Origin of the sequence: Nitrosomonas communis, assembly GCF_001007935.1 — a bacterium.
In the GTDB taxonomy this organism is placed as follows: Bacteria; Pseudomonadota; Gammaproteobacteria; order Burkholderiales; family Nitrosomonadaceae; genus Nitrosomonas; species Nitrosomonas communis.
Map to the genome: position 1 here is coordinate 2,600,279 of NZ_CP011451.1, position 21,198 is coordinate 2,621,476.

24 protein-coding genes and 1 pseudogene are annotated in these 21,198 nt (G+C 41.0%); 9 read left to right on the top strand and 16 right to left on the bottom strand.

Translation table 11 applies throughout. The features are described from left to right. Positions 1 to 55: 55 nt before the first annotated feature. From thiS to trmB, 3 genes are all read left to right on the top strand, one after another. Positions 56 to 259, top strand: coding sequence for a sulfur carrier protein ThiS (gene thiS, locus AAW31_RS11820; protein WP_046850374.1), 204 nt, complete (start codon positions 56 to 58; stop codon positions 257 to 259). 83 nt (positions 260 to 342) lie between these two features. Then, a complete protein-coding gene (locus AAW31_RS11825) occupies positions 343 to 1,134 on the top strand; it encodes a thiazole synthase (protein WP_046850375.1) in 792 nt (263 codons plus the stop codon). Positions 1,135 to 1,179: 45 nt separating this feature from the next. Continuing rightward, entirely contained in the window at positions 1,180 to 1,851 is a 672-nt protein-coding gene (gene trmB, locus AAW31_RS11830; protein WP_187426917.1) for a tRNA (guanosine(46)-N7)-methyltransferase TrmB, read from the top strand. Between the two features lie 96 nt (positions 1,852 to 1,947). Here the strand turns inward: trmB and AAW31_RS11835 are convergent, their stop codons facing one another. After that, positions 1,948 to 2,817 (bottom strand): hypothetical protein, encoded by an 870-nt coding sequence (locus tag AAW31_RS11835; protein ID WP_046850377.1) that lies wholly within the window; start codon positions 2,815 to 2,817, stop codon positions 1,948 to 1,950. A 184-nt stretch (positions 2,818 to 3,001) separates the two neighbouring features. Here AAW31_RS11835 and AAW31_RS11840 point away from each other — a divergent pair, with 184 nt between their 5' ends. Both AAW31_RS11840 and AAW31_RS11845 read left to right on the top strand, forming a co-directional pair. Next, complete coding sequence (locus AAW31_RS11840; protein ID WP_046850378.1) at positions 3,002 to 3,472, top strand: hypothetical protein; 471 nt, start codon at positions 3,002 to 3,004, stop codon at positions 3,470 to 3,472. A gap of 333 nt (positions 3,473 to 3,805) precedes the next feature. Further along, positions 3,806 to 4,273: a LexA family protein gene (locus tag AAW31_RS11845; RefSeq protein ID WP_052752226.1), complete on the top strand. Its 468-nt coding sequence runs from the start codon at positions 3,806 to 3,808 to the stop codon at positions 4,271 to 4,273. A gap of 177 nt (positions 4,274 to 4,450) precedes the next feature. On the opposite strand, the gene AAW31_RS11850 is transcribed toward AAW31_RS11845, so the two are convergent. The 3 genes from AAW31_RS11850 to AAW31_RS23910 all read right to left on the bottom strand — a co-directional run bounded on the left by AAW31_RS11850 (position 4,451) and on the right by AAW31_RS23910 (position 6,980). Continuing rightward, positions 4,451 to 5,278 carry a Crp/Fnr family transcriptional regulator gene (locus tag AAW31_RS11850; protein WP_046850379.1) on the bottom strand — a complete coding sequence of 276 codons (828 nt, stop codon included), beginning with the start codon at positions 5,276 to 5,278 and terminating at the stop codon, positions 4,451 to 4,453. Between the two features lie 572 nt (positions 5,279 to 5,850). Next, positions 5,851 to 6,678 (bottom strand): IS3 family transposase, encoded by an 828-nt coding sequence (locus AAW31_RS11855; RefSeq protein ID WP_046848692.1) that lies wholly within the window; start codon positions 6,676 to 6,678, stop codon positions 5,851 to 5,853. Positions 6,679 to 6,698: 20 nt separating this feature from the next. Next, positions 6,699 to 6,980 (bottom strand): IS3 family transposase, encoded by a 282-nt coding sequence (locus tag AAW31_RS23910; protein ID WP_036503716.1) that lies wholly within the window; start codon positions 6,978 to 6,980, stop codon positions 6,699 to 6,701. Positions 6,981 to 7,145: 165 nt separating this feature from the next. On the opposite strand from AAW31_RS23910, the gene AAW31_RS11865 reads away from it, so the two are divergent. After that, complete coding sequence (locus AAW31_RS11865; RefSeq protein ID WP_082110440.1) at positions 7,146 to 8,462, top strand: Y-family DNA polymerase; 1,317 nt, start codon at positions 7,146 to 7,148, stop codon at positions 8,460 to 8,462. A gap of 184 nt (positions 8,463 to 8,646) precedes the next feature. Here AAW31_RS11865 and AAW31_RS11870 read toward each other — a convergent pair whose 3' ends face one another. The 8 genes from AAW31_RS11870 to AAW31_RS22205 form a co-directional block, all read right to left on the bottom strand. Further along, a complete protein-coding gene (locus AAW31_RS11870) occupies positions 8,647 to 8,910 on the bottom strand; it encodes a hypothetical protein (protein WP_046850381.1) in 264 nt (87 codons plus the stop codon). Positions 8,911 to 9,088: 178 nt separating this feature from the next. Then, a complete protein-coding gene (locus AAW31_RS11875) occupies positions 9,089 to 9,439 on the bottom strand; it encodes a hypothetical protein (RefSeq protein WP_046850382.1) in 351 nt (116 codons plus the stop codon). A gap of 6 nt (positions 9,440 to 9,445) precedes the next feature. Further along, complete coding sequence (locus AAW31_RS11880) at positions 9,446 to 10,660, bottom strand: RtcB family protein (RefSeq protein ID WP_046850383.1); 1,215 nt, start codon at positions 10,658 to 10,660, stop codon at positions 9,446 to 9,448. A gap of 97 nt (positions 10,661 to 10,757) precedes the next feature. Next, positions 10,758 to 11,435 (bottom strand): hypothetical protein, encoded by a 678-nt coding sequence (locus AAW31_RS11885; RefSeq protein ID WP_144412948.1) that lies wholly within the window; start codon positions 11,433 to 11,435, stop codon positions 10,758 to 10,760. A gap of 245 nt (positions 11,436 to 11,680) precedes the next feature. Then, positions 11,681 to 12,172: a hypothetical protein gene (locus AAW31_RS11890; protein ID WP_046850384.1), complete on the bottom strand. Its 492-nt coding sequence runs from the start codon at positions 12,170 to 12,172 to the stop codon at positions 11,681 to 11,683. After that, entirely contained in the window at positions 12,173 to 12,568 is a 396-nt protein-coding gene (locus tag AAW31_RS11895; RefSeq protein WP_046850385.1) for a hypothetical protein, read from the bottom strand. Between the two features lie 349 nt (positions 12,569 to 12,917). Further along, positions 12,918 to 13,361: a hypothetical protein gene (locus AAW31_RS11900; protein ID WP_046850386.1), complete on the bottom strand. Its 444-nt coding sequence runs from the start codon at positions 13,359 to 13,361 to the stop codon at positions 12,918 to 12,920. A 15-nt stretch (positions 13,362 to 13,376) separates the two neighbouring features. After that, positions 13,377 to 13,640 (bottom strand): hypothetical protein, encoded by a 264-nt coding sequence (locus AAW31_RS22205; RefSeq protein ID WP_200899625.1) that lies wholly within the window; start codon positions 13,638 to 13,640, stop codon positions 13,377 to 13,379. Positions 13,641 to 14,274: 634 nt separating this feature from the next. On the opposite strand from AAW31_RS22205, the gene AAW31_RS11910 reads away from it, so the two are divergent. The 3 genes from AAW31_RS11910 (at position 14,275) to AAW31_RS11920 (ending at position 17,233) form a co-directional block, all read left to right on the top strand. After that, entirely contained in the window at positions 14,275 to 14,895 is a 621-nt protein-coding gene (locus AAW31_RS11910) for a GIDE domain-containing protein (RefSeq protein WP_052752228.1), read from the top strand. A 138-nt stretch (positions 14,896 to 15,033) separates the two neighbouring features. Continuing rightward, positions 15,034 to 15,561 (top strand): ATP-dependent zinc protease family protein, encoded by a 528-nt coding sequence (locus AAW31_RS11915; RefSeq protein WP_046850388.1) that lies wholly within the window; start codon positions 15,034 to 15,036, stop codon positions 15,559 to 15,561. 388 nt (positions 15,562 to 15,949) lie between these two features. Continuing rightward, positions 15,950 to 17,233 carry a flavin-containing monooxygenase gene (locus tag AAW31_RS11920; RefSeq protein WP_046850389.1) on the top strand — a complete coding sequence of 428 codons (1,284 nt, stop codon included), beginning with the start codon at positions 15,950 to 15,952 and terminating at the stop codon, positions 17,231 to 17,233. 14 nt (positions 17,234 to 17,247) lie between these two features. On the opposite strand, the gene hemW is transcribed toward AAW31_RS11920, so the two are convergent. The 4 genes and pseudogenes from hemW to map form a co-directional block, all read right to left on the bottom strand. After that, positions 17,248 to 18,471 carry a radical SAM family heme chaperone HemW gene (gene hemW / locus AAW31_RS11925; RefSeq protein ID WP_046850390.1) on the bottom strand — a complete coding sequence of 408 codons (1,224 nt, stop codon included), beginning with the start codon at positions 18,469 to 18,471 and terminating at the stop codon, positions 17,248 to 17,250. A gap of 35 nt (positions 18,472 to 18,506) precedes the next feature. Further along, a pseudogene (gene rdgB / locus AAW31_RS11930) lies at positions 18,507 to 19,099 on the bottom strand (RdgB/HAM1 family non-canonical purine NTP pyrophosphatase). A gap of 3 nt (positions 19,100 to 19,102) precedes the next feature. Further along, positions 19,103 to 19,828 carry a ribonuclease PH gene (rph, locus tag AAW31_RS11935; protein ID WP_046850391.1) on the bottom strand — a complete coding sequence of 242 codons (726 nt, stop codon included), beginning with the start codon at positions 19,826 to 19,828 and terminating at the stop codon, positions 19,103 to 19,105. 51 nt (positions 19,829 to 19,879) lie between these two features. Then, positions 19,880 to 20,689 (bottom strand): type I methionyl aminopeptidase, encoded by an 810-nt coding sequence (gene map / locus AAW31_RS11940; RefSeq protein WP_046850392.1) that lies wholly within the window; start codon positions 20,687 to 20,689, stop codon positions 19,880 to 19,882. Positions 20,690 to 21,198: the final 509 nt, after the last annotated feature.

Consider the following 21,198-nt stretch of genomic DNA (forward strand, 5'->3'; position numbering starts at 1 on the left):
ATTACTAAACGGATTTTAAGTTTACCTTACATTAAACCTATTTAATATATTTCAAATGTTACAAGTCACCATAAATGGTCAACCTCACCATTTTGACAATCCACTAAGTCTTCAACAACTGCTGGAGCAGATGTCAATCCAAAATAAACGTATTGCTGTCGAACGTAATGGTGAAATCGTGCCTCGAAGTCAGTTCACATTACAAACGCTTTCTGACGGAGATCAATTGGAGATTGTGGTGGCTGTAGGTGGTGGCTAATTCCTTTTATTTTTGATTAAATCAAATATTAAACGTTTTTTAATCTTATATGCAATACGCATTTTTCTATAAACACTGATTTCATGGATGATTTCATCGTCGCTGGCAAGCATTACTCTTCTCGGCTTTTGGTTGGTACCGGAAAATATAAAGACTTCAACGAAACACGCGCTGCCATAGAGTCTAGCGGCGCGCAAATCATTACCATCGCTATTCGTCGAACTAATATCGGCCAGAACCCCAATGAACCCAATCTGCTTGATGTATTGCCGCCTTCTCACTATACATTGCTGCCTAATACTGCTGGCTGCTATTCTGCAGAGGAGGCCATCCGCACTTTGCGACTCGCAAGAGAATTGCTGGATGGTCATTCTCTGGTAAAACTAGAAGTGCTCGGTGACCCAAGAACACTTTTTCCCAATGTGGTAGAAACCATTAAGGCAGCAGAAATTCTTGTTAAAGAAAATTTTCAAGTAATGGTATATACCTCAGATGATCCCATTATCGCTAAGCAATTAGAAGAAATCGGCTGTGTTGCAATTATGCCTTTGGCCTCATTAATAGGCTCAGGGATGGGTATCCTGAATCCTTGGAATTTGCAGATCATTATCGATAATAGCCAAATTCCTGTGCTAGTAGATGCTGGCGTAGGAACAGCATCTGACGCAGCGATCGCGATGGAATTAGGATGTGACGGTGTGCTAATGAATACGGCTATCGCTGCTGCACACAACCCGATTATGATGGCCTCTGCTATGCGCAAAGCCGTAGAAGCAGGTCGTGAAGCTTATTTGGCTGGACGCATGACAAAAAAAACTTATAGCGCAAGCTCCAGTTCACCAAGTGAAGGCATCTTGCCGGTACAGTCGAAATGATCTTTCAGTCCGCTAGATAAAATTAATTTAAACAGTGCTATTTTTTTGTCACCAGTGAATTCCATTCGTAGTTATGTGCTTCGCCAAGGCCGTATCTCAAATGCCCAGCGTCATGCCTATGAAACGCTGTTGCCAGAATTTGGCATTCCTTTTTCAGCGCAACAACTGAATTTTGAGAAGATTTTTGGACGCAGCACTTCCAGAATCCTGGAAATAGGCTCCGGCATGGGAGAAGCGACAGCTACTATTGCTCAACAGCACCCCCAAAACGATTATCTGGCAATAGAAGTTCATACTCCAGGGGTGGGCAGCCTGCTTAGTCAAATAAAAATGCTTGAATTAACGAATTTACACGTTATTCAACATGATGCAGTCGAAGTTCTGCAGCACATGCTGCCACTTGAATCCCTCGACGGCGTTCATATTTTTTTTCCTGATCCCTGGCCCAAAGCGCGCCATCATAAGCGTCGGTTAATCCAGTCAGCTTTTGTTTCGCTTTTATGTAAATATATGAAATCGGGTAGCTATCTTCATGTTGCTACGGATTGGAAAAACTATGCTGAACAGATCTTATTTGTTCTCAGCAACGAAAGCCTGCTTACCAATACAGCAATCGATTATGCGGTACGCCCACCCTATCGTCCACTCACAAAATTTGAGCAACGCGGTTTACGCTTAGGACATAACGTCTGGGATTTAATATTCACTAGAAAATAGCGTCAAAACGAACTCCTTTTTTCACCCTCTCATCAGCTTTCGTTAAGGTATGTTACGGCATGAAACTTAGAGGAGAGTTTACATGGATGTCGCCATTTATATTGCCGCAGCTTCTGTGACTATCCGCAGATAACCATCTTCACGCAACGGCACTAGATACTTGTCATCGTAATAGCCATCAGGAATACCAGTTGTTCCGCCGCCAGTTTGACGTATTGCGCGATCAACTTCTGCCCATGAGGTTTGGTAGTTATCACGGTAATATAGCCTTACAACGCCTGTATTAGCGGTGCGTCGAATGGTAATGGTTCTTTTTGCGGTATCGGTACCAAGCTGAATTAATCTTGATATCCACTGTGAGCCTACTGCAGCATCTGCCCCGCCATCTTCGTTGCGGATAAGCGTAGATCCAGTAACTTTTCCAGTAGCATCCCATGATCTATCCAGACTGGCAGACAGCTTGATTCTGTTGTCAGATCGAATTGATGTTGGCCTGATGATTTCCGTGCCATCTTCATCAGAAAGAAGATAATCTTGCCCGGTAATAATCTTTGAAGTGTCAGCTATATCAAGAGCATCATCGCTACTTACTCCATTGATAACAGCGATATCATCAATAGCCTGCAAGCTGTACCCTGAAGCGAACAACTCAAAGACCATTCTCTTGTCGCTATTTCTGTATAAGAAATCAGCTCCAAGGACATTCTGCAACGTGGAAGGCGATGCCGTGCCATCCAGTGATCCTAGAATGCCGCCGATTTGAGATACAATCGTGCCAACCATTCCCGCCAAAGAGAGGTTGCCAAATCTAGCTGCAGTTATTTCTTCTTCAACAGAAACCGCTCTATCGTCTAGATTCTCGAAATTATGATCTATTTCTGCATAGCGCTCGTTCCAAAGACCTGGTGTTGCTTGCACATCCTGATCTATTGGAATGCGTGTAATTGTTGGGTCTGGCAGGCTCATGTTAGCTATCCACTCCTTTAGCGTCATAGCTGTAGAGACTAACTGTCAGAACTGCCTAAATTTTGTGCAATTTCCGTTGTTATGATGAAGAAGTGATGGTAGCTCTAAAACCTGTGGTAGCTTTGTTGCATTAAATGATGAATCAGTTGAAGATATATGCCAATATAATAATAAAGACACTATCATGAAGTCAACTTGGAAAAGAAAGCTACTGCAGTTATTGGAAATCTTAGCTTTTTCTATATTAGGTATTTCGGTAGTTCTTATCTGCTTAAATACGAAAGAACCATTAGCATCTGCAATCGGATTTGCAACCGTATATATTGTATATCAACAATGGAGAACAAATCAGCAAAAATTAAATTTTGACCGTTATGACCGTCGCCTCAAGGTCTATGATGAGGTACGGAAAATTCTGAGCTTGATAATCCAAAAAGGCACGGCAAATTATGAAGATCTGCGAAAATTTTATTCTGCGACATCAGAAGCTTATTTCTTATTCGGAAATGAAATACAAGATTACATTGATGAAATATTCAGACGCGGTATCAATCTAGAACGTTGGTCAACAGAATATAAAGACTCTTTCACTTACAAAAAACCTGGTCATGATTATGGTATGGTCTCAAATAGAATGCATGAAGATTTAGTGTAGTTTTCGGAGCAGCTTGAACCAGCAAAGGAGAAATTCAAAAAGTATCTTCATATACGATAAGATTACTAATATATTTAAAATAAGGACGAGACTATGACCATCATTGACCAGACAACTTTTACTATTAGTTGCTCGTGCGGGGAATCTGAATCTAAAACCATTCATCAGCATGGCTCCAGGTATGGTGGCACATGGGAGCCTGTGGGATCAATGGTCAAGTTTACGGTGTACTGGAATAGCGACGATGAACTAACAGCACCTGAAATTACATCAGCTCAGTGCAAATCTTGTGGTGCTGACGATTGCCATATTGCAATCAAATAGAGGAATATCATGACAATTATTCCATTTGAACCAACTTGCGAATCGACCCTGCCTATTTTGCAGAGAGCAAAGCTCAACCCTCCGTTTTGCGCACTGCCTTTATTGCAGTTCAGAATTCCTGCTGGCTTCCCATCTCCTGCAGATGACTACAAAGAAAAAAGTCTGGATATCAATGATTACCTGGTACGCAATAAAGCCTCGACGTACTTCTTTCGCGTTGTAGGTGATTCAATGACTGGTGCACATATCCACGATGGCGACATGCTGGTAGTTGATCGCTCAATCAAACCTAAACACGGGCATATAGTTCTGGCAGTGATTAACAATGAATATACTGTGAAGCGATTGTATTCCTGCAATGGTGTGATTGAGCTGCATGCTGCGAATCCGGCTTATCCACCTATCCGCTTCCGCGAAAATGAGGAATTGCAGGTCTGGGGAGTCGTAGTGGGAACATTTGCACGCTTTATCGTGTAATCATGTCTACTAACATTATCTCTGTCAGTTATAAAAATTAATATAGACACCCACATAATTAAAGCTATTTAAGATGTCTTGAAAATTGTGAAAAGTACAGCCTGTGCCGTATTAAACAGTGAATGAATGCGGCACAGATAAGTGCGGATGTGGATAATCATCCAGATTGTTCCATTACTAAATTGTCAGAGAATTTGTCAACTTCTCCTTTCTCTTATTCTCACGGTATGTAGAAAGGCCAAGACTTGATTTTTTTCTTAATAATGTTGATCGCATTGTGATCAAGTCAGAAAGTAGCTGATCATATTCCTTCTTGAGGACTTTATAGCACTCACAAACCTCGGTTTCCAGGCGCGGTCTATCCAGCACTTTGATGTGACCTCGCGAGTAATGGATTATGTTCTTGCGTTGCAATTTACCGGCCGCCTCAGTAATGCCTTCGCGGCGGACACCAAGCATATTGGCGATCATTTCTTGCGTCATTGTCAACTCATTCGATGGCACGCGGTCAAGGTATAACAGCAACAGACGGCAGAGATGCTGTTCCACCGAATGATGCTGATTGCACACTGCCGTCTGTGCGATCTGCGTGAGCAATGCCTGAGTGTAACGCAGCATCTGATGCTGCATCGGCATAACATGATTGAATTTCTGTTTCAACAAATTTTCATTTAATCGGTAGGCATAACCTGCACTCTGCACCACGGGAATATTTGACATGGTATCCCAACCCATAAAGAGGGACATTCCGATTACTCCCTCATTGCCGATTATCGCGATTTTAGTGGATTTACCATCCTCCGTAAAATTGAGTAGAGACACGACCGAAGTAGTAGGGAAGTATACATGATTTAGTTTATGGTCTGGCCCGCCCAGTGTTTCTCCGACCAGCATCGGCACTAGTTCCAAATGAGGATACAATTGTTCCAATTCATCTGTGGGCAGGGCGGCGAGGAGACAGTTCTGGTGTGGACTATGGGGAATCTGGGAAAGAGCAGTAGACATTTTAATCTCCCTTTAAATTAAAACTGAGTTTAAGCCATATCTGATTGGCTTAAGCTAAGTGCATATAAAAAGATGATTATTAGCTGGCTAAAGCTAAATTAGATTTTAACTACTAAATTATATATATAGCAATAAACTTATCGCTTGAATGCTAATAATAGCGGGTAATTTTATGTGATATTTGGCAGATCACAATAAATTATAATATGTTATGTGAATAGTATATCAAAAATGTTGACTAAAAATATACCTATAAACGCGTATATTTAGCTCCTGTTGATCGACAATTAAAAACCTTTTTAGAGCTTCCATCATTTCAGCAAAAAATATTAATGCGCATGGATAAACTAGCTTATAGCGGCAATTTAAATATTTTTATGAAATAAAAGATATTCATATCTTAATAATTTAAAAAATATGATATAGAAGTAAAAATCCTTGTACCGGTGGTTCAATCTTTGGCATTTGCGGCGCATGATATCTGTCGATTAGTTTGGAGCACGGTGATGTGGTTCCCTGTAACTGGACAACCTGAAAGAAAGTTCAGCTCTGATATGTATAGTTAAACAGGTTCAGGCAACCCGATCAATTCTTGGATCACTATAGTAGATTTCATCAGGCGTAAGACGGTCAAGGCTTTGATGAAATCGTTCTTGATTGTACCATTCAAACCATGTGGATAAATTCTGCTTTATCTCCTTCAGATTATTGAATTCTCTGGTATATAAAAGCTCATACTTAACTGTCCGCCAAAGTCGTTCAACAAAAATGTTGTCATAGTAGCACCCCTTGCCATCCATGCTGATCTGAATATGATGATCTTTTAGTATGGAGGTAAATGCTTCGCTGGTAAACTGTACGCCCTGGTCGGTATTCATGATCTGTGGACAGCCATAATCCTGGATGGCTGCCTCCAGCGCCTGAGTACAAAAGTCAGTATCCAAGGTATTGGACAAGCGCCAGCTCAACACCTTACGCGAATGCCAGTCGATGATGGCAACCAGATAGCCAAAGCCTTTCTCCATGGGGACATAGGTTATGTCGGCAGCCCAAACCTGATTGGGTTTATTAATGACAAGTTCTCTAAGCAGATAAGGATAGACCTTATGCTGTTTGCTTGAGATGCTGGTCCTGGGTTTTGGAGCTATGCTGACAATACCGAGTGTCTTCATTAAGGAAGAGGCTTTCTTGCGCCCTAACATGATTCCCTGGCGCTGAAACCAGGTAGCATAACTGCGTGAGCCATATTGTGGCGTCTTTAAGTACTGTTCATCCATCATGCGCAGCAGAACCAGATCAGCATTACTGATTGGTTGCGGTTGATAATAATAAGTTGAGCGCGCCAGATCCAGCAGCTGACATTGACGAGTTTGACTAAGTTTGCCATGGGGCTCAATCATCTCTTTGCGTTCTACAAGACTTAATGATTGAGCTTTCTTGCTAAAAAATCGCGTTCTACCGCCAATTGACCAATAACCCGGTGCAGGTCATCTGTTGTAGGCTGCTCCTTATTGGCGGCAGTATTATTTTTACAAAACAGCTCGGCAGCTTGCTCAATGAGTTGCCGTTTCCAGCTATTGATCTGCGTGGGATGTACATTATAACGCGCTGCTAATTGGGGGACAGTTTCATCACCACGTATCGCTGCCAGCGCTAGTTTTGCTTTGAATTCGCTCGAATATTGTATGCGCTTTTTACTCATTGTTATTAAGCGCCTTTTTAATTCTGCCAGAGCTTAACAACCTGTACAGTTTTTGGGTACCACTTCACGGATAAGGTAGACAGAGCGTCCGCACAGCTCGTCGTATGTTACTTATCAAATAAGTATTTTATACTGTCCCTATCATTAACCACCTAAGCAATGGTCATGACGATTAATGACATTATTTCCGTCAATAAACAAATATTCGCTTTAGCAGACGTAAATAATTTCTATGTCAGCTGTGAGAGAGCTTTCAATCCTAATCTGCTCAATAGACCGGTCGTAGTACTCTCCAATAATGATGGATGTGCGGTCGCCCGTTCCAATGAAGTCAAGGCGCTTGGCGTTAAAATGGGTACGCCATGGTTCCAGCTTAAAGATTTGGCAAAACAGCATAGCATTGTTGCGTTGTCATCCAACTATACATTGTATAGCGACATGTCTAATCGGGTGATGACGATCCTGCGCGATTTCAGCCCTCATGTTGAAGTCTATTCGATCGATGAGTGTTTTCTTGGTCTGCAGGGCTTGGTAAACCTCTGGCCGATACCCATGGGGATTGGTCACAAAATACGTAGCCGTATACGGCAGTGGACCAGTTTGCCGGTGTGCGTAGGCTTTGGCGCCACTAAAACGCTAGCAAAACTTGCTAACCTTATTGCCAAGAAACAACCATATTTTAATGGTGTATGCGACCTTTCAAACATGCCTCATGAACAATTCGAGTCTTTATTATCTACTATAGAAGTAGGTGAAGTATGGGGTGTTGGAAGAAAATTGAATCAACATCTGAATGAGGCAGGGATTAAAACCGTGCAAGCATTACGTGACACTCCAACTGCCTGGTTACGTGCTAAGTTCGGAGTTGTGATGGAGCGCTTAGGTTATGAATTACGTGGGATCTCATGCTTGGCACTGGAAGAATTATCAGCACCTAAAAAGCAGATCATTTCCTCAAAATCATTTGGACAATTGATTGATAGTCTACCGGAGATTAGTGAATCCGTCGCCAGCTATACCAGCAGTGCGGCAGAAAAGCTGCGCAGCCAGAACTCGGTCTGTAATGCAATCCAGATATTCATCCAGACCAATCCATTTCGTGAGCATGATAAGCAGTATAGTAACTGCATTACTGTGCCGCTACCCAATGCCAGCAGCGATAGCCGTTTACTGGTCAGAGCGGCACTATTTGGTCTCAAACGTATTTACCGACCAGGCTATGCTTATAAAAAAGCAGGGGTAATTCTGGCCGGCATAGACTCTGAAGAAATATATCAAGACTCATTATTTGGACTATATGGTGCAGATGATAGGTCAACTAAGTTAATGAGTGTGCTTGACCAAATAAATCAACGATACGGATGTAACACTCTTTCAGTGTATTCAGCAGGTAAGAAAAAATCATGGATGATGCGTAGGGAGAATATGTCTCCTGGTTACACCACAAATTGGCAGGATGTTCCAATTGCGTATGCGCATTGACCCGGTGATAGCTTGTGTTATTCTGTTTCCGTTTCAACTTCCTGAATATCCCCAATCCACTTTAAGAAATCGTAGGCATTCGACTCCTTAATATCATCTTTAGAAAAAGATTGCACGCATTCAACTTCATAGAAACAAGTCAGGTAATTACGGAAAAAGATTTTCTTTCCCATTTCAACCAATCTCAACACAAAATCCAATGCTTCGATAGCTCTTTAAGAACAGCGGTTTGAAACTCATCTTTTGTTATTTTCGTGTATCCTATATCAATAGCAATATGTACTTCACGTGGATCGCCTTCCCAGGTAACACAATCACATTTAAGCGCAATATTTCCTTCTGGATCATCAGTCCAATGCATAGCAAAATCAAATTTTATGCCTCTAAAAAACCACATACATCTTTTCTCGTCGTACCATGTTTCGATATTGTAGAAAGCTTCTGACATCGGTTATTCTTCCTGTTAAGATGGGGTGCTGGATAATCCCCAAAATCACACTATATCTTATTGCTTATTAATCGTGTATAGGGTGTCACCTTGATCACATCTTATCCGGTCAATAATGGTTACATGGGGCGCACGGAACTCATTAAATTCATGCTCTAACTTATTGATTATTACTGTACTAGAGGTGTACAGATTGGCCGTCTGGATTGAATGAGTATTTCATATCAGCCCACCAAACTGGATTATCATCAATAACCCATTGTCCGCAACCGTTATACCAATAAACATCCCTCCCGGTCCTAGCCCATTCGATAATCATTTCGGCGTGCGGGTGGGGCTGGCAGATCATGTAAACATCAATCTCATTACCTTTCAGTAGGGCATCAACTCTTTGCTCTGAAAATACATCGTACGCTTTCCAGATATTTGACTCCGTTCCAGCTTTAGTACAAATCTTGAAACCTTCTTTGGAAGTTTTCATCTCGATAATCTGCTCTTCACTTCCGGTGAATTTTTTCCAGGCTGGCATTAGTTATCATCCCTTAACATTTAATACCTGCTTCAAGGTATGCTTGATCTTCACCAAATCCCATTGATTTTCCATGACTTGATCAATATTTTTGTAGGCAGCTGGAATTTCATCAATTCTTGCTTCATCTTTAGGGCATTCAATACCTTTAGTCTGCTCCTCCAGATCAGCAACAGTGTAAATTCTTTTTGCCTCATTCCTTCCCAACCTTCTACCTGCACCATGAGAGCACGAATGAAATGATTCTTCATTCCCCAAACCTTCCACGATGTAAGACTTTGCACCCATACTGCCTGGAATAATGCCTAAATCACCTTTTCTCGCTCTAATTGCGCCCTTACGTGTAACAAGCACATTAGCCCCGAAGTGATTTTCTCTTGCAACATAATTGTGATGGCAGTTTATAGCTTTATCGGTAGTGGTGAATGATGGGAAAAATCTACTCATACACTGCAATACAATATCCATCATGATCCGCCTGTTAAGTTCAGCGAACCTCTGTGCCCATGACACAGCATTAATATAATCATCATATATTTTGGTATGCTCCACTAAGTAGGCCAAATCTCTGTTGGGCAGATTATCCAGGAGACTGTATCGCTCCATTTCTTCCTTGGCTTTCTCAATAAAATAGGAGCCTATTCTGTTACCTATTCCCCTTGAGCCCGAGTGAAGCATTGCCCAGACGTAATCTAATTCATCTATGCATATCTCAATAAAATGATTTCCGGTACCAAGGGTACCCAAGTGGTTTATAGTGTTATATCCTTTGGCTTTAGGATATTTAGCAATGATTTCTTCATACCCATCAGCAAGAAATGTATTCCAATAATGCGAAACACACTCAATTGGGTTGCCCCACGCTCCTCTGTCACCACTTCCTCCATTATTAGTTCTTCCATGAGGTATTCTTTTCTCAATTTCTGAACGCAATTCATAAAGGTTATCAGGCAGCATTGACGCTTTTAACGAGGTTTTAACTGCCATCATTCCACAACCAATATCCACACCCACAGCAGCCGGAATGATTGCACCTTTGGTGGGAATAACTGATCCAATAGTTGATCCAATGCCAGCATGAACGTCAGGCATTACAGCAACATGTTTATGGATGAATGGTAGTTTTGATAGATCGGATAGTTGGTCTAGTGCTGATTGATCAACTTCTTCAGTCCAGATTTTTACAGGGACTCCATTCCTCAATACTTTCTTTACAGTCATTGTTCTTTTTCACCAATTTAAATTTAGGATGTTGACCAACCTTAAGCAAAAATAATTCCCATCCGTAGGAAGAAATCTATCAAGGTATTCAGCTATTTTAAACCGCTGATTCTGCCTTAATTCCAGGCTGATTCTCACACTCTAACAGCTGCCGGTATTGAATCCAACCGCGTAGGTTTCCACTCCAAAAATGACCATTCCTATCCATATGCGTTATTCCTTTTTCCCAACTAAGCTCGTAATTATCCTTTACGAAATTCATAGGTGTTGCTGGGTGTTCTGTCGGGCTCATGTGAACATCCGATATCAAATCATCGTGTAACTGGATATCCTTCGGTATAATCGGATCACTACCATCATGATTGTTATAAGAGACTCTTGCTATTCTTGTCGTAGAACATTTGATAGCACTTTCATTACCCATCCCGTTCCATTCATCAAAAGTTATATAAAGCAAATGCCATTGCCCTGGCATTAATTCAATGGGAGTTGAATTATCCATTGATTCTTTCATCTTCTTGGCAACGTCATACATAGCAGGGTCAGCATCAGGATGAACTCTTAGATTCCAGAAATTTTCCCAATCAGTTCCAGTGCAAATCTTATGCTGCCAATAGAATCCAGATAGATACCTATTCAAGTGCTGCTTATGAACCTTATCCCATTCTTTTAACTTGCCAGCCGTATAGCCATAAATATCTTTGAGAACATTCCAGAACTCTTCCTTTGAATCCTCATCAAGCAATAAATCTCCCTGCATACCAGGCTGATTCAATCGCACATCTTCTGGCGGTAATAACCATGGTCGAGCATCTTCATGAAAGGAATGGCCCGGTTAGATGAACTGTTAGAGCTGATGTTAGATAGCCTCCTGTGCTTCTCAAATTCCGCATCAAGAAACATGGGTGCTTTTGACTGAATGCTCGTTATTCTTATCCCATTAGCAATGGAATCGCATATTGTTTTTGCTGTTATTGTCATGCCGTAGACCGTTCCTTGTTGTTTGTTGAGTTTTGTTAATTAGTGAACCGCTGTTGATAGCAGCGCAAGAAATGCATCGACTTTGGCCGCACTTTCGTTTTTCTCTGGCTCTGCATGCTTATTTCCAGCTGTATTTTCATAAAGAACCACGCGGTTTCTGGCATCTTCGTTAAGCTTATTCAAAGCCACAACACAGAGAATTTGTGCAAAAAATTCATTATCATGGTGGTTTGATTTGTCATACTTCATCATTTCAGCTTCAACCTCTTCGTAAGGGCATCTAACCGAGATGTTTCTATAATCAATGTTAAAGCGCACAACAGCATTTTCCCCATTTATGATGAAGCATTGATATTCTTTAATTAACTCTGCGTTTGTGGCAAGCAAATCATCAATTTTACGCATAATATCCATAGCTGATTTTTTGCCATCTTCAGAAGGATGAACCATTGTTCCGTTTTCAAACACAACCCAATTGTTGCCGCATTCAATCTTACTCATTTGTTCTTTCCAAAACTCAACGTGACTCATTTATTCCACCGTATCCTTATTACTATCAAATAAAACTACTCTACTTTTTGCATCAAGATTTCTTTGCTTTATGCCCAAATAAATAGCGCAATGCATTACCTCATCTGGGCTTGTGTATGCTGGAAAATCTTCTTTTTTACAATATGTCCATATGGTTCCGTACGAACTCTGAAATGAAGTTGTCCAATAATTGGCATAACCTCTTGGGTAAATATACATAGCGAAGTTCATTTTTTCTCTGAAATCCACATGAAGCGCATGATCTAACATCTCAAGGACTTGGGAAGCGTTAAAGCCCAAATAAGGAGTGACTAATGTTCCATTCTCAAAAACAACCCAATCTTCTAATAATCCTAACTTGTTAATAAATTCTTTCCAAAACTCAAGGTGATCCATTAATTTCCCTATTTTTGTTTTTAGTTTTTATCGAATGTGTGATAACCAATGAAGTTTTTACACCCGCTTAACGTCAGAGCAGGCTTGATATAAACCTGCCTCGGGTTAGCGTTGGGATCCCTTCTTCTGCATCGCTGGCAGAGTGGAGCCTTTATTCCTCCGCATTTGTCTATGTAGTGTATGAGTCGATCGTTTGGATCACCTTTTAACATTTAACTACTTCCAGGGCATCATCAATAGCGATCGTCAAATCCTCTAAGCTGCCATCGTTGTGAATAATCAAGTCAATGTATTTCGGGTCCAGACCTTTCTTAGATTCGTGCGGAGATTCCACTTTGAAGGGGTTGTTCTACCTTTTTACTTGCCAGATAGTGCCGCCATTCTTTTTGATCATTTGAGCTTCATCCTCAAACCGAACATCAGAAACAACGATATCAAGAAGAGATTGTGTTTTTAGTTTTAAGTAAGTCTTTATTTTTAACTCAGTAGGTTTAACAGATGTATCAGGGTCAATTGATCGAGCCCAGTCACTAAATGAGAACATAACTTCTCTTGGTGTGGATTCACCTAGTAATTTGCTAGGCTTATCTTTTAGCTTTCTATCATAGAAAAGATTGAAATATATTTCATAATCAGGATGACCGTTTACAATATCAAGTGACAGCAATATTCTTCTGACAAACTCAGTTTTAAACATAATCTCTTTATAACCATATTTGTCAGAGAGAAGCCGCCCCACCTGACTCTTGCCTGATCCAATTGCCCCAGCTAGGCCGATTAATTTAAAAGGCATGCTTCCTTTTCTATCCTATTCAGAGTACATCGTAGTTTCGTCACCTGTTGCGCGCCAATCAAGTTCATTGTCGCTCAGTCTTCTACGCATCATCACCTCTGTCTCGGGAACAACATACAGCACTCTACATATTCGCGAATAAACTGAGAACCACCAGTTACGTATTCTCATATCAGGATGCTGGTAACCAAGCACCTCTGCAGCATGCATGAAGTGAGTTAAGTAATGGTGTGGTAACTCGTCCTTGGCTTTAAGAAAGGCATCTATTTTTGGTTTCATGGCTGTTTCCCAATCAAGAGCAAAACGACCATCATAATCTTGCATATTGCATGATGGCCCGGTAAATGATCCGCCTCCGAGTTGACAAGGGCTGTTAAAAACCTTTCCATCAAAAGCAGATACAAGCACACATCTGCGAAACCATCTAATCATAGCCCGACATGCTTGACACTTGGATATACCATCTGGACCACGTATAGCACTTAACAATACTGATTGTTGCATCAGAGGTAACTCAGACACCCAATCTTGCACTGTACTTTTACTCATTATTCACTCCTTTATAATTTAGTTTGCACAATTTGTTGCAAACAAAACTTATAAATGTTGTTTTATTGTCAACCTAATCGCTAAAGATCTCTGTTTTTGCCAACTGAATTAATAGTCAAACACCAGAAGAAATGGAATTTTAAAAATTTTATTCATAAATTATCAAACCAGACTCTAAGCTGTAAAATCCGTTACTTTTAATAAATATCGTCTTTATCCATTTAAATATTTACCTTAATATGCAAAATTCCAGCTATACACAACATAACTTCAACTACAACCAGCGCACGAAACAGACTCTTTCCAAGACATTCTTTTTTTATCCTTACCATTAAATTAAACATCAGCAAAAAGCTCTTCAGTTTTGTTCAATGATCAAAATGTAAGTAATCAACAATTTATGTTGAGCGATGGAACGAATAGTTGTCTTGTTGATCCAGATGGCGCAAAAATTCAGAGTGATATAAAACTAGTTTGGTATGGGAGCACTGAATGGCCAACTACGACCAAAATTCTGGAAAGTCAATCTATATTGAATATAGCCTCCAAGCATTATCGCTACCAGGAAAGACTCATATTACCCCGCCAATCACTTTATATTATCGGACAATTTAGAACCCTATCCTCTCATACCAATCAATCAGTTAGACAAGTGATGCTTGATCTCATTGATAATTGGAAAAAAGATAAGCTGCAACTATTGACGCGTTTCGATACCAATAAAGATGGTGAAATTGATCAGGAAGAGTGGGAATCAGCACGTCTGGCAGCACAATTACAAGCTCAACAAATTTACCTTGAGCGACCAGTGGAACAAGCTGTCAGCATTATTACAAAACCAGATATCTCACAGCGACCTTTTATCATATCTGTTTATCCCCAGAAGCGACTGATCAAAAAATATCGCCAAATTGCTTTTTCTGCTTTCACTCTTTGTCTGGTCTTAATGGGCTACATTGTCTGGTTAATGCAGACATACCATTGACATACAATACGCATTAACTAGTCTTTTAAACCTTTAGCAATCCTATACAGTTGTGATTTTGTTTTAGAAATGTTAATTTAAAAATAAGGTATCGATAAAATTATCATCAAATATTGAGTTATGGGGTGATTATCATTTATGAAAATACCAAGACTGATCAATAGCTTTTATATTCTTATTCTGTTGAGTTTAATGCTATTTTTATTCGGGTTGATTGCCTTTCTATCTCCAGCTAGGGATAAGTTTGTTTATGGCTATATCGAGCCTGTTGTCCTCTACCCTGATGAAATTCCATTAGCTGCTAAATTAGATACAGGCGCTGTGACCTCTTCGCTTTCTGCAAAAGAGATTTATATATACAAAAAAAATGGTAAAGACTATGTGAGATTTAAGGTTTCTCATCCCGATATCAAGGAAACACCAGAATATGATTTACCCGTTACGCGAATTGTCAAGATCAAGAATCGTGCAAACAAGGAAATATCGAAAAAATATAATTCACGCCCAGTGGTAAAAATTCCTATCTATTTTGATGGAAAACTTTACAATATCATGGTCAATCTTATTGATCGTTCCCATTTCTCAACACCGATGCTGTTAGGTAGAGAAGCACTGGATAAGATAAATGCTATTGTCGATAGCACAGCCATAAACACTATTCGATGATATTGAGTAAAACAGGCTACTCAACTTTTCAGCGTTTTTTATGCCGTATTTCACAGCACTTCTGGTCCCTCCTACAGGGCTATTTTCTCAGGCCGTATTGCACTGGATGAAAATGTTTAATCGTGCTGCTGGAGTATGAAGAAACTGTCGGCAGTTTTATCTCTTTAAGAAATAGATAAATGATGGTGAGCGACGAACCTGATAACATTCTACATGATAGGTCGAATTCCAATGCTGTTGCTGTGTTTGGTCAAGCTGCCAAATATTCTAATGATCCGAGCAGAGGAGAATCGGATGTGTTGATAGTCGTTAATTTACCTATTTATTTACTGTAAACAATTGTAGCATTTCTTCCAAGTTACGCTCATGCATGTACCACTAATTGTCTATGAGAATTGCGATAATCGGCGCAGGCTGTTCAGGCCTTACCACCATAAAAAATTTGGTTGAAGCTGGCCTGGAAGACATTAATTGCTTCGAGAAAAACGACCAGATTGGTGGCAATTGGGTTTTTACGGCCAACGAGAGTCATAGCAGTATTTGCGAAACAACGCATATTATCTCTAGCAAATCAATGTCGCAGTTCAGCGACTTCCCCATGCCCGATGATTATCCTGATTATCCAAGTCATCAGCAAATACTGGCATATTTTCAAGCTTATACCAAGCATTTTCAACTGGAGAAATATATTCGGTTTAATACTGCGGTGCTACATGTAGAAAAAATCGAAAAAGAAGGCTGGCGACTGTTTCTGAGCGATGGTACCTGGACAGATTTTGATTATCTATTGATCGCCAATGGCCACCATTCGGCACCACGTCACCCTGCTTGGAAAAATGACTTTACGGGAGAATATCAGCATAGCCATGATTACAAGTCTAATCAGGGGTTCGAAGGCAAACAAGTATTGGTAGTGGGTGCGGGCAATTCTGGCTGTGATTGTGCTGTTGAAACCAGCCGTGTTGCTGCGCGAGTGGATATCAGTCTCCGTTCTCCGCAGTATATTATTCCTAAGTTTGTTATGGGGCAGCCTACCGATGCTTTCGCTGCTTCGCTTCAATGGTTGCCCCAAAATATCCGTGATAAGTTACAGAAGATTTCTCTACGTCTCCAGATTGGACGCTACCGTGATTACCAATTACCCGAGCCAGATTTTCTACCAACCAGAGCTCACCCCACCATCAACTCTGAATTATTAGACAAAATACGGCATGGAAAAGTATATCCTCGTCAGGGGGTCAAAGAAATTTCAGGCCAAACCGTATTTTTTGAGGATGGTTCTGCTGCTGGATACGACGTTATTATCGCTGCCACAGGTTATAAGATTAGCTTCCCTTTTTTTGATCCCTCTTTCATTAACTGGGAAGATGTCATCCGTATTCCGCTTTATCTTCGCATGTTTCATCCAGAGCACTCCACTCTGATTTTTATCGGATTGATACAGCCTCAAGGGTGTATCTGGCCGCTTGCTGAGATCCAGGCCAGGCTGGCTGCCCGACTGATTGCTAACAAAATACAACTTCCAATTAACTGGCGTGCACAAGCATCCATTGAAGGTAAATGTTTAGAACAACAATTTATCCGACATCCGCGCCATTCCATTGAAGTGCATTATTTCCCGTATTTAAAGCAATTAAACCGAGTACTCCACTCCGGCTATAGCCGAGAGTAGCTTGGTTGTGGTTTCTATTCTTTACACTTTAAAAAAATCTGCAGTAAATCATTTAAAAAACGTCTACCCGTTAACGTTGGCATGATGCGATGATGATCCCAGCTGATCAAATTACGCTGCTCTGCTTCTTCCAGTTGTTGTTGAATAGTGGTAATAGGCATGCCCGTTCGCGCCTGCAAGCTATCGACCTGAAAGCCACTGGTTAAACGAAGTGCATTCATCATGAATTCAAATACACGGTCTTCCGCCTGAATTTCGTGTTCAGATTGTACCGGATCACCCAAGGCGCTGTCTCTCGTTAAGATCTTTGCAAGATACTGCTTGGGTTGCTTATATCGCATTTGTCGTATTATCTTATGTTGGAAGCTGATTTTACTGTGCGCCCCCGCACCGATCCCCAAATAATCGCCAAATTGCCAGTAATTCAAATTGTGACGTGATTGATAATTAGGCTTGGCGAATGCCGAAATCTCGTAGTTGGCATAACCCCAACTGGATACTGTCTGCTCAATCATCAATTGCATCTCAGCAGCGAGATCATCATCTGGCACCGAAGGCGGAAAGCGATAAAATAGGGTATTCGGCTCCAAGGTCAGATGATAAGCTGAAATGTGCGGAACCCCTGAGGCACATGCAAGCGCAATATCATGACTGGCTTCTTCCAGGGTTTGATCTGGTAATGCGTACATCAGATCTAGGTTCACGTTATCAAAATTTTTTAATGCAATTTCGATTGCATGATGCGCTTCCTTATCATCATGTATTCGCCCCAATGCTTGCAAATGTCTGGGATTGAAGCTTTGAATACCGATAGACAGGCGATCGATTCCCGCAGCATGGAAATCTGCAAACTTTTGGGCCTCGAATGTGCCAGGGTTGGCTTCCAGCGTAATTTCAGCAGAAAGCTCTAATGGCAAAAGCATTCTGACATGGGTAAGCAGTTTGTCCACTGCTTGAGCACTTAACAAACTAGGCGTTCCACCCCCCAGGAACACGCTAGTGACAGGTCGTCCCCAGATTTGAGGTAACGCCATTTCCAAATCACGGATAAGCGCCGAGACATACTCATCTTCCGGCAATGAACTCCCCTTTTTACCAATTTCATGCGAATTAAAATCACAATACGGGCATTTTTTTACGCACCATGGTATGTGAATATAAAGACTCAACGGCGGTAAAGCTGACAGCTTGGGCGAGTGCGTACTAAATATAGATGAAACGGAAATAGCCGTTGCCATGATCAATCACATACCTATTTTCGATAAAAAAATAATCAGCGTTTAGTAGTCGCAAGAAACTCGCTTAACTTCTTGAGTGCTTTTCCACGATGACTGATCTGGTTTTTTTGCTCCATTGGAAGCTGTGCCGCAGTCTTATTCAATTCAGGTAAGAAAAAATACGGATCATATCCAAACCCCTCTGTCCCCGAGGTTCCAGCACGATCTCACCATGCCAGCTACCATCAACAATAATGGGCTGTGGATCGTTAGCGTGCCTTACCAACACGATAATACAGTAGTAATAGGCACTGCGATCAGATTGATTTCTCAAGATACCAATTAGTTTCTGGTTGTTACGCTCGTCTGACTTAGGCTCCCCTGCATAGCGGGCAGAAAAGACACCGGGCGCACCGCCCAGAATATTAACACAAATACCAGAATCATCGGCAAGCGCAGGTAAACCAGTCACTCGGCTAGCGTGACGTGCTTTGGCAAGCGCATTCTCAACAAAAGTGCCATAAGGCTCTTCGATTTCAGTTACTGCCAAATTTGATTGCGCTATGGCCTCGATTCCAAGTGGTGCTAGTAATTGTTGTATTTCTCTCAACTTGCCTGAGTTACTACTTGCAATGATAAGCTCTTGCATGTATTAATAATCTGCTGCGAGTGCTTTTTTTTGCAAGGCAATCAGCTCTTGTATTCCCTGCTGAGCCAAATCTAACATTGCATCCATCTCTTTCCGGGTAAATGCTGCACCTTCGGCGGTTCCTTGTATTTCCACCAAACCAAGACTTCCTGTCATTACAACATTCATATCAGTATCGCAAGTAGAATCTTCAGAATAATCCAGATCCATCAAAGGTGAACCATCATGTATGCCCACTGAAATAGCTGCAACATGATCCCGTATTGGATTACTCACGATCAAGCGCTGTGTCAGCAGAGATTCGATTGCATCGTATAATGCGACAAATGCACCCGTAATACTTGCCGTCCTGGTTCCTCCATCCGCCTGGATGACATCACAATCAATCTGAATAGTTAGTTCTCCTAAAGTTTCCAAATTAATGATTGAGCGTAATGCTCGTCCTATTAAGCGTTGAATTTCCATGGTGCGCCCGGACTGTTTTCCTTTTGCAGCCTCTCTCTGCATGCGCTCATTCGTTGAGCAGGGTAACATACCATACTCAGCAGTTAACCATCCCTGCCCTGTTCCCTTAAGAAAGGGAGGCACTTTGTCGGCTACACTTGCCGTACATATAACTCTGGTATCACCAAATTCAATGAGAACGGCTCCTTCAGCATACTTGGTATAACGACGTGTAATCCTGACTGGGCGAATTTGGCTAGCAGCGCGATTGTTATGACGGAACATTATTGGAATCCGTTATCAAAAATTTTCATCTAAAATATTAGAGCAAGATATTCAGGTAACAAAACGATAAGAAGTCGGTTTCGGCGGAGAACCTGTTGATACTGTTAATATTTCATAACCATTCTCAGTAACTAATACTGTATGTTCCCATTGGGCTGATAAGCTGCGATCTTTCGTTATCACCGTCCACCCATCTGGTAGCGCGCGAATAGCAGCTTTCCCCGCATTGATCATAGGTTCAACGGTAAAAATCATACCGGCCTTAAGCATCAAACCTGCACCGCGATGCCCATAATGAAGAACCTGGGGATCTTCATGGAATTTTGCACCAATACCATGACCACAAAATTCTCTTACTACGCTATAACCTGCACCTTCAGCCATGCGTTGAATGGCATAGCCAATATCACCTAAATGTTTACCAGGCCTGATTTCTTCTATTCCTCGCCACATCGATTCAAAAGTTACCTCACATAAGCGCTTTGCCTGTATCGACGGCTGCCCAACATAATACATGCGACTGGTATCCCCATGATATCCATTATAGATTACCGTCACATCAATATTGACGATATCTCCCTCTTTCAATTTTTTATCTCCTGGAATGCCATGACAGACCTGGTGGTTAATTGAAGTACAGATTGATTTTGGAAAAGGGCTGTATCCAGGGGGAGCATAATTAAGGGGTGCAGGTGTAGTTTTTTGGACATTAACCATGTAGTCATGGCAAAGCTTATCAAGTTCGCCAGTTGTCCTTCCTCTCACAACATAAGGGGTAATATAATCAAGAACCTCGGACGCCAATCTACCGGCTATCCGCATTTTTTCAATTTCCTCAGGGGTTTTTATCTGGACCGTCACAATATTTCTCAATAATCCACCTATTACATAATAAAATTCTTCATTTTTTATATTTTAGAGCTTGTTGTTGCCATTAGGTCATCCATTTTGGTATTTCCGACTTACTATCAAAAATTGCTGAATAAGGGTATGGGTTTTCTCTTCCACTTCTTTCGTTTTCGGGTGATTAAAAATGATGAATTTTACTAGCTCAAATTTTAACTTACTAATATTTACATTTACGCTTGAAATACAAATACCTTTATTTTTTATTCTCTCGAACTATTGCATTGCTACCAACTGCTCACGTAATATGCTGAATGAAATAGTACTATGTCACGGTATACTACTTAACTTAGATCATTAAAGTAATGAGCACTTCTGAAACTCATATTTGCGAGCATTCGCTTCGAAGAATGACCCGCTTACCTTGTTTTGTCACAATCTTCGTAGTTCAAAAAAAATGTTTCCTTAGCTATCAGTTATAGGCTGCGTCAATATTTTTTGCTAGCCTTGTCTTGTTTAAAACT

Excerpts from the sequence above, each read along its gene's own strand:
- thiS (WP_046850374.1), top strand. The coding sequence starts at position 56 with ATGTTACAAGTCACCATAAATGGTCAACCTCACCATTTTGACAATCCA.
- AAW31_RS11825 (WP_046850375.1), top strand. The coding sequence starts at position 343 with ATGGATGATTTCATCGTCGCTGGCAAGCATTACTCTTCTCGGCTTTTG.
- AAW31_RS11835 (WP_046850377.1), bottom strand. The coding sequence starts at position 2,817 with ATGAGCCTGCCAGACCCAACAATTACACGCATTCCAATAGATCAGGAT.
- AAW31_RS11840 (WP_046850378.1), top strand. The coding sequence starts at position 3,002 with ATGAAGTCAACTTGGAAAAGAAAGCTACTGCAGTTATTGGAAATCTTA.
- AAW31_RS11845 (WP_052752226.1), top strand. The coding sequence starts at position 3,806 with ATGACAATTATTCCATTTGAACCAACTTGCGAATCGACCCTGCCTATT.
- AAW31_RS11850 (WP_046850379.1), bottom strand. The coding sequence starts at position 5,278 with ATGTCTACTGCTCTTTCCCAGATTCCCCATAGTCCACACCAGAACTGT.
- AAW31_RS11855 (WP_046848692.1), bottom strand. The coding sequence starts at position 6,678 with ATGATTGAGCCCCATGGCAAACTTAGTCAAACTCGTCAATGTCAGCTG.
- AAW31_RS23910 (WP_036503716.1), bottom strand. The coding sequence starts at position 6,980 with ATGAGTAAAAAGCGCATACAATATTCGAGCGAATTCAAAGCAAAACTA.
- AAW31_RS11865 (WP_082110440.1), top strand. The coding sequence starts at position 7,146 with ATGACGATTAATGACATTATTTCCGTCAATAAACAAATATTCGCTTTA.
- AAW31_RS11870 (WP_046850381.1), bottom strand. The coding sequence starts at position 8,910 with ATGTCAGAAGCTTTCTACAATATCGAAACATGGTACGACGAGAAAAGA.
- AAW31_RS11875 (WP_046850382.1), bottom strand. The coding sequence starts at position 9,439 with ATGCCAGCCTGGAAAAAATTCACCGGAAGTGAAGAGCAGATTATCGAG.
- AAW31_RS11880 (WP_046850383.1), bottom strand. The coding sequence starts at position 10,660 with ATGACTGTAAAGAAAGTATTGAGGAATGGAGTCCCTGTAAAAATCTGG.
- AAW31_RS11890 (WP_046850384.1), bottom strand. The coding sequence starts at position 12,172 with ATGAGTCACGTTGAGTTTTGGAAAGAACAAATGAGTAAGATTGAATGC.
- AAW31_RS11895 (WP_046850385.1), bottom strand. The coding sequence starts at position 12,568 with ATGGATCACCTTGAGTTTTGGAAAGAATTTATTAACAAGTTAGGATTA.
- AAW31_RS11900 (WP_046850386.1), bottom strand. The coding sequence starts at position 13,361 with ATGCCTTTTAAATTAATCGGCCTAGCTGGGGCAATTGGATCAGGCAAG.
- AAW31_RS22205 (WP_200899625.1), bottom strand. The coding sequence starts at position 13,640 with ATGAAACCAAAAATAGATGCCTTTCTTAAAGCCAAGGACGAGTTACCA.
- AAW31_RS11915 (WP_046850388.1), top strand. The coding sequence starts at position 15,034 with ATGAAAATACCAAGACTGATCAATAGCTTTTATATTCTTATTCTGTTG.
- AAW31_RS11920 (WP_046850389.1), top strand. The coding sequence starts at position 15,950 with ATGAGAATTGCGATAATCGGCGCAGGCTGTTCAGGCCTTACCACCATA.
- hemW (WP_046850390.1), bottom strand. The coding sequence starts at position 18,471 with ATGGCAACGGCTATTTCCGTTTCATCTATATTTAGTACGCACTCGCCC.
- rph (WP_046850391.1), bottom strand. The coding sequence starts at position 19,828 with ATGTTCCGTCATAACAATCGCGCTGCTAGCCAAATTCGCCCAGTCAGG.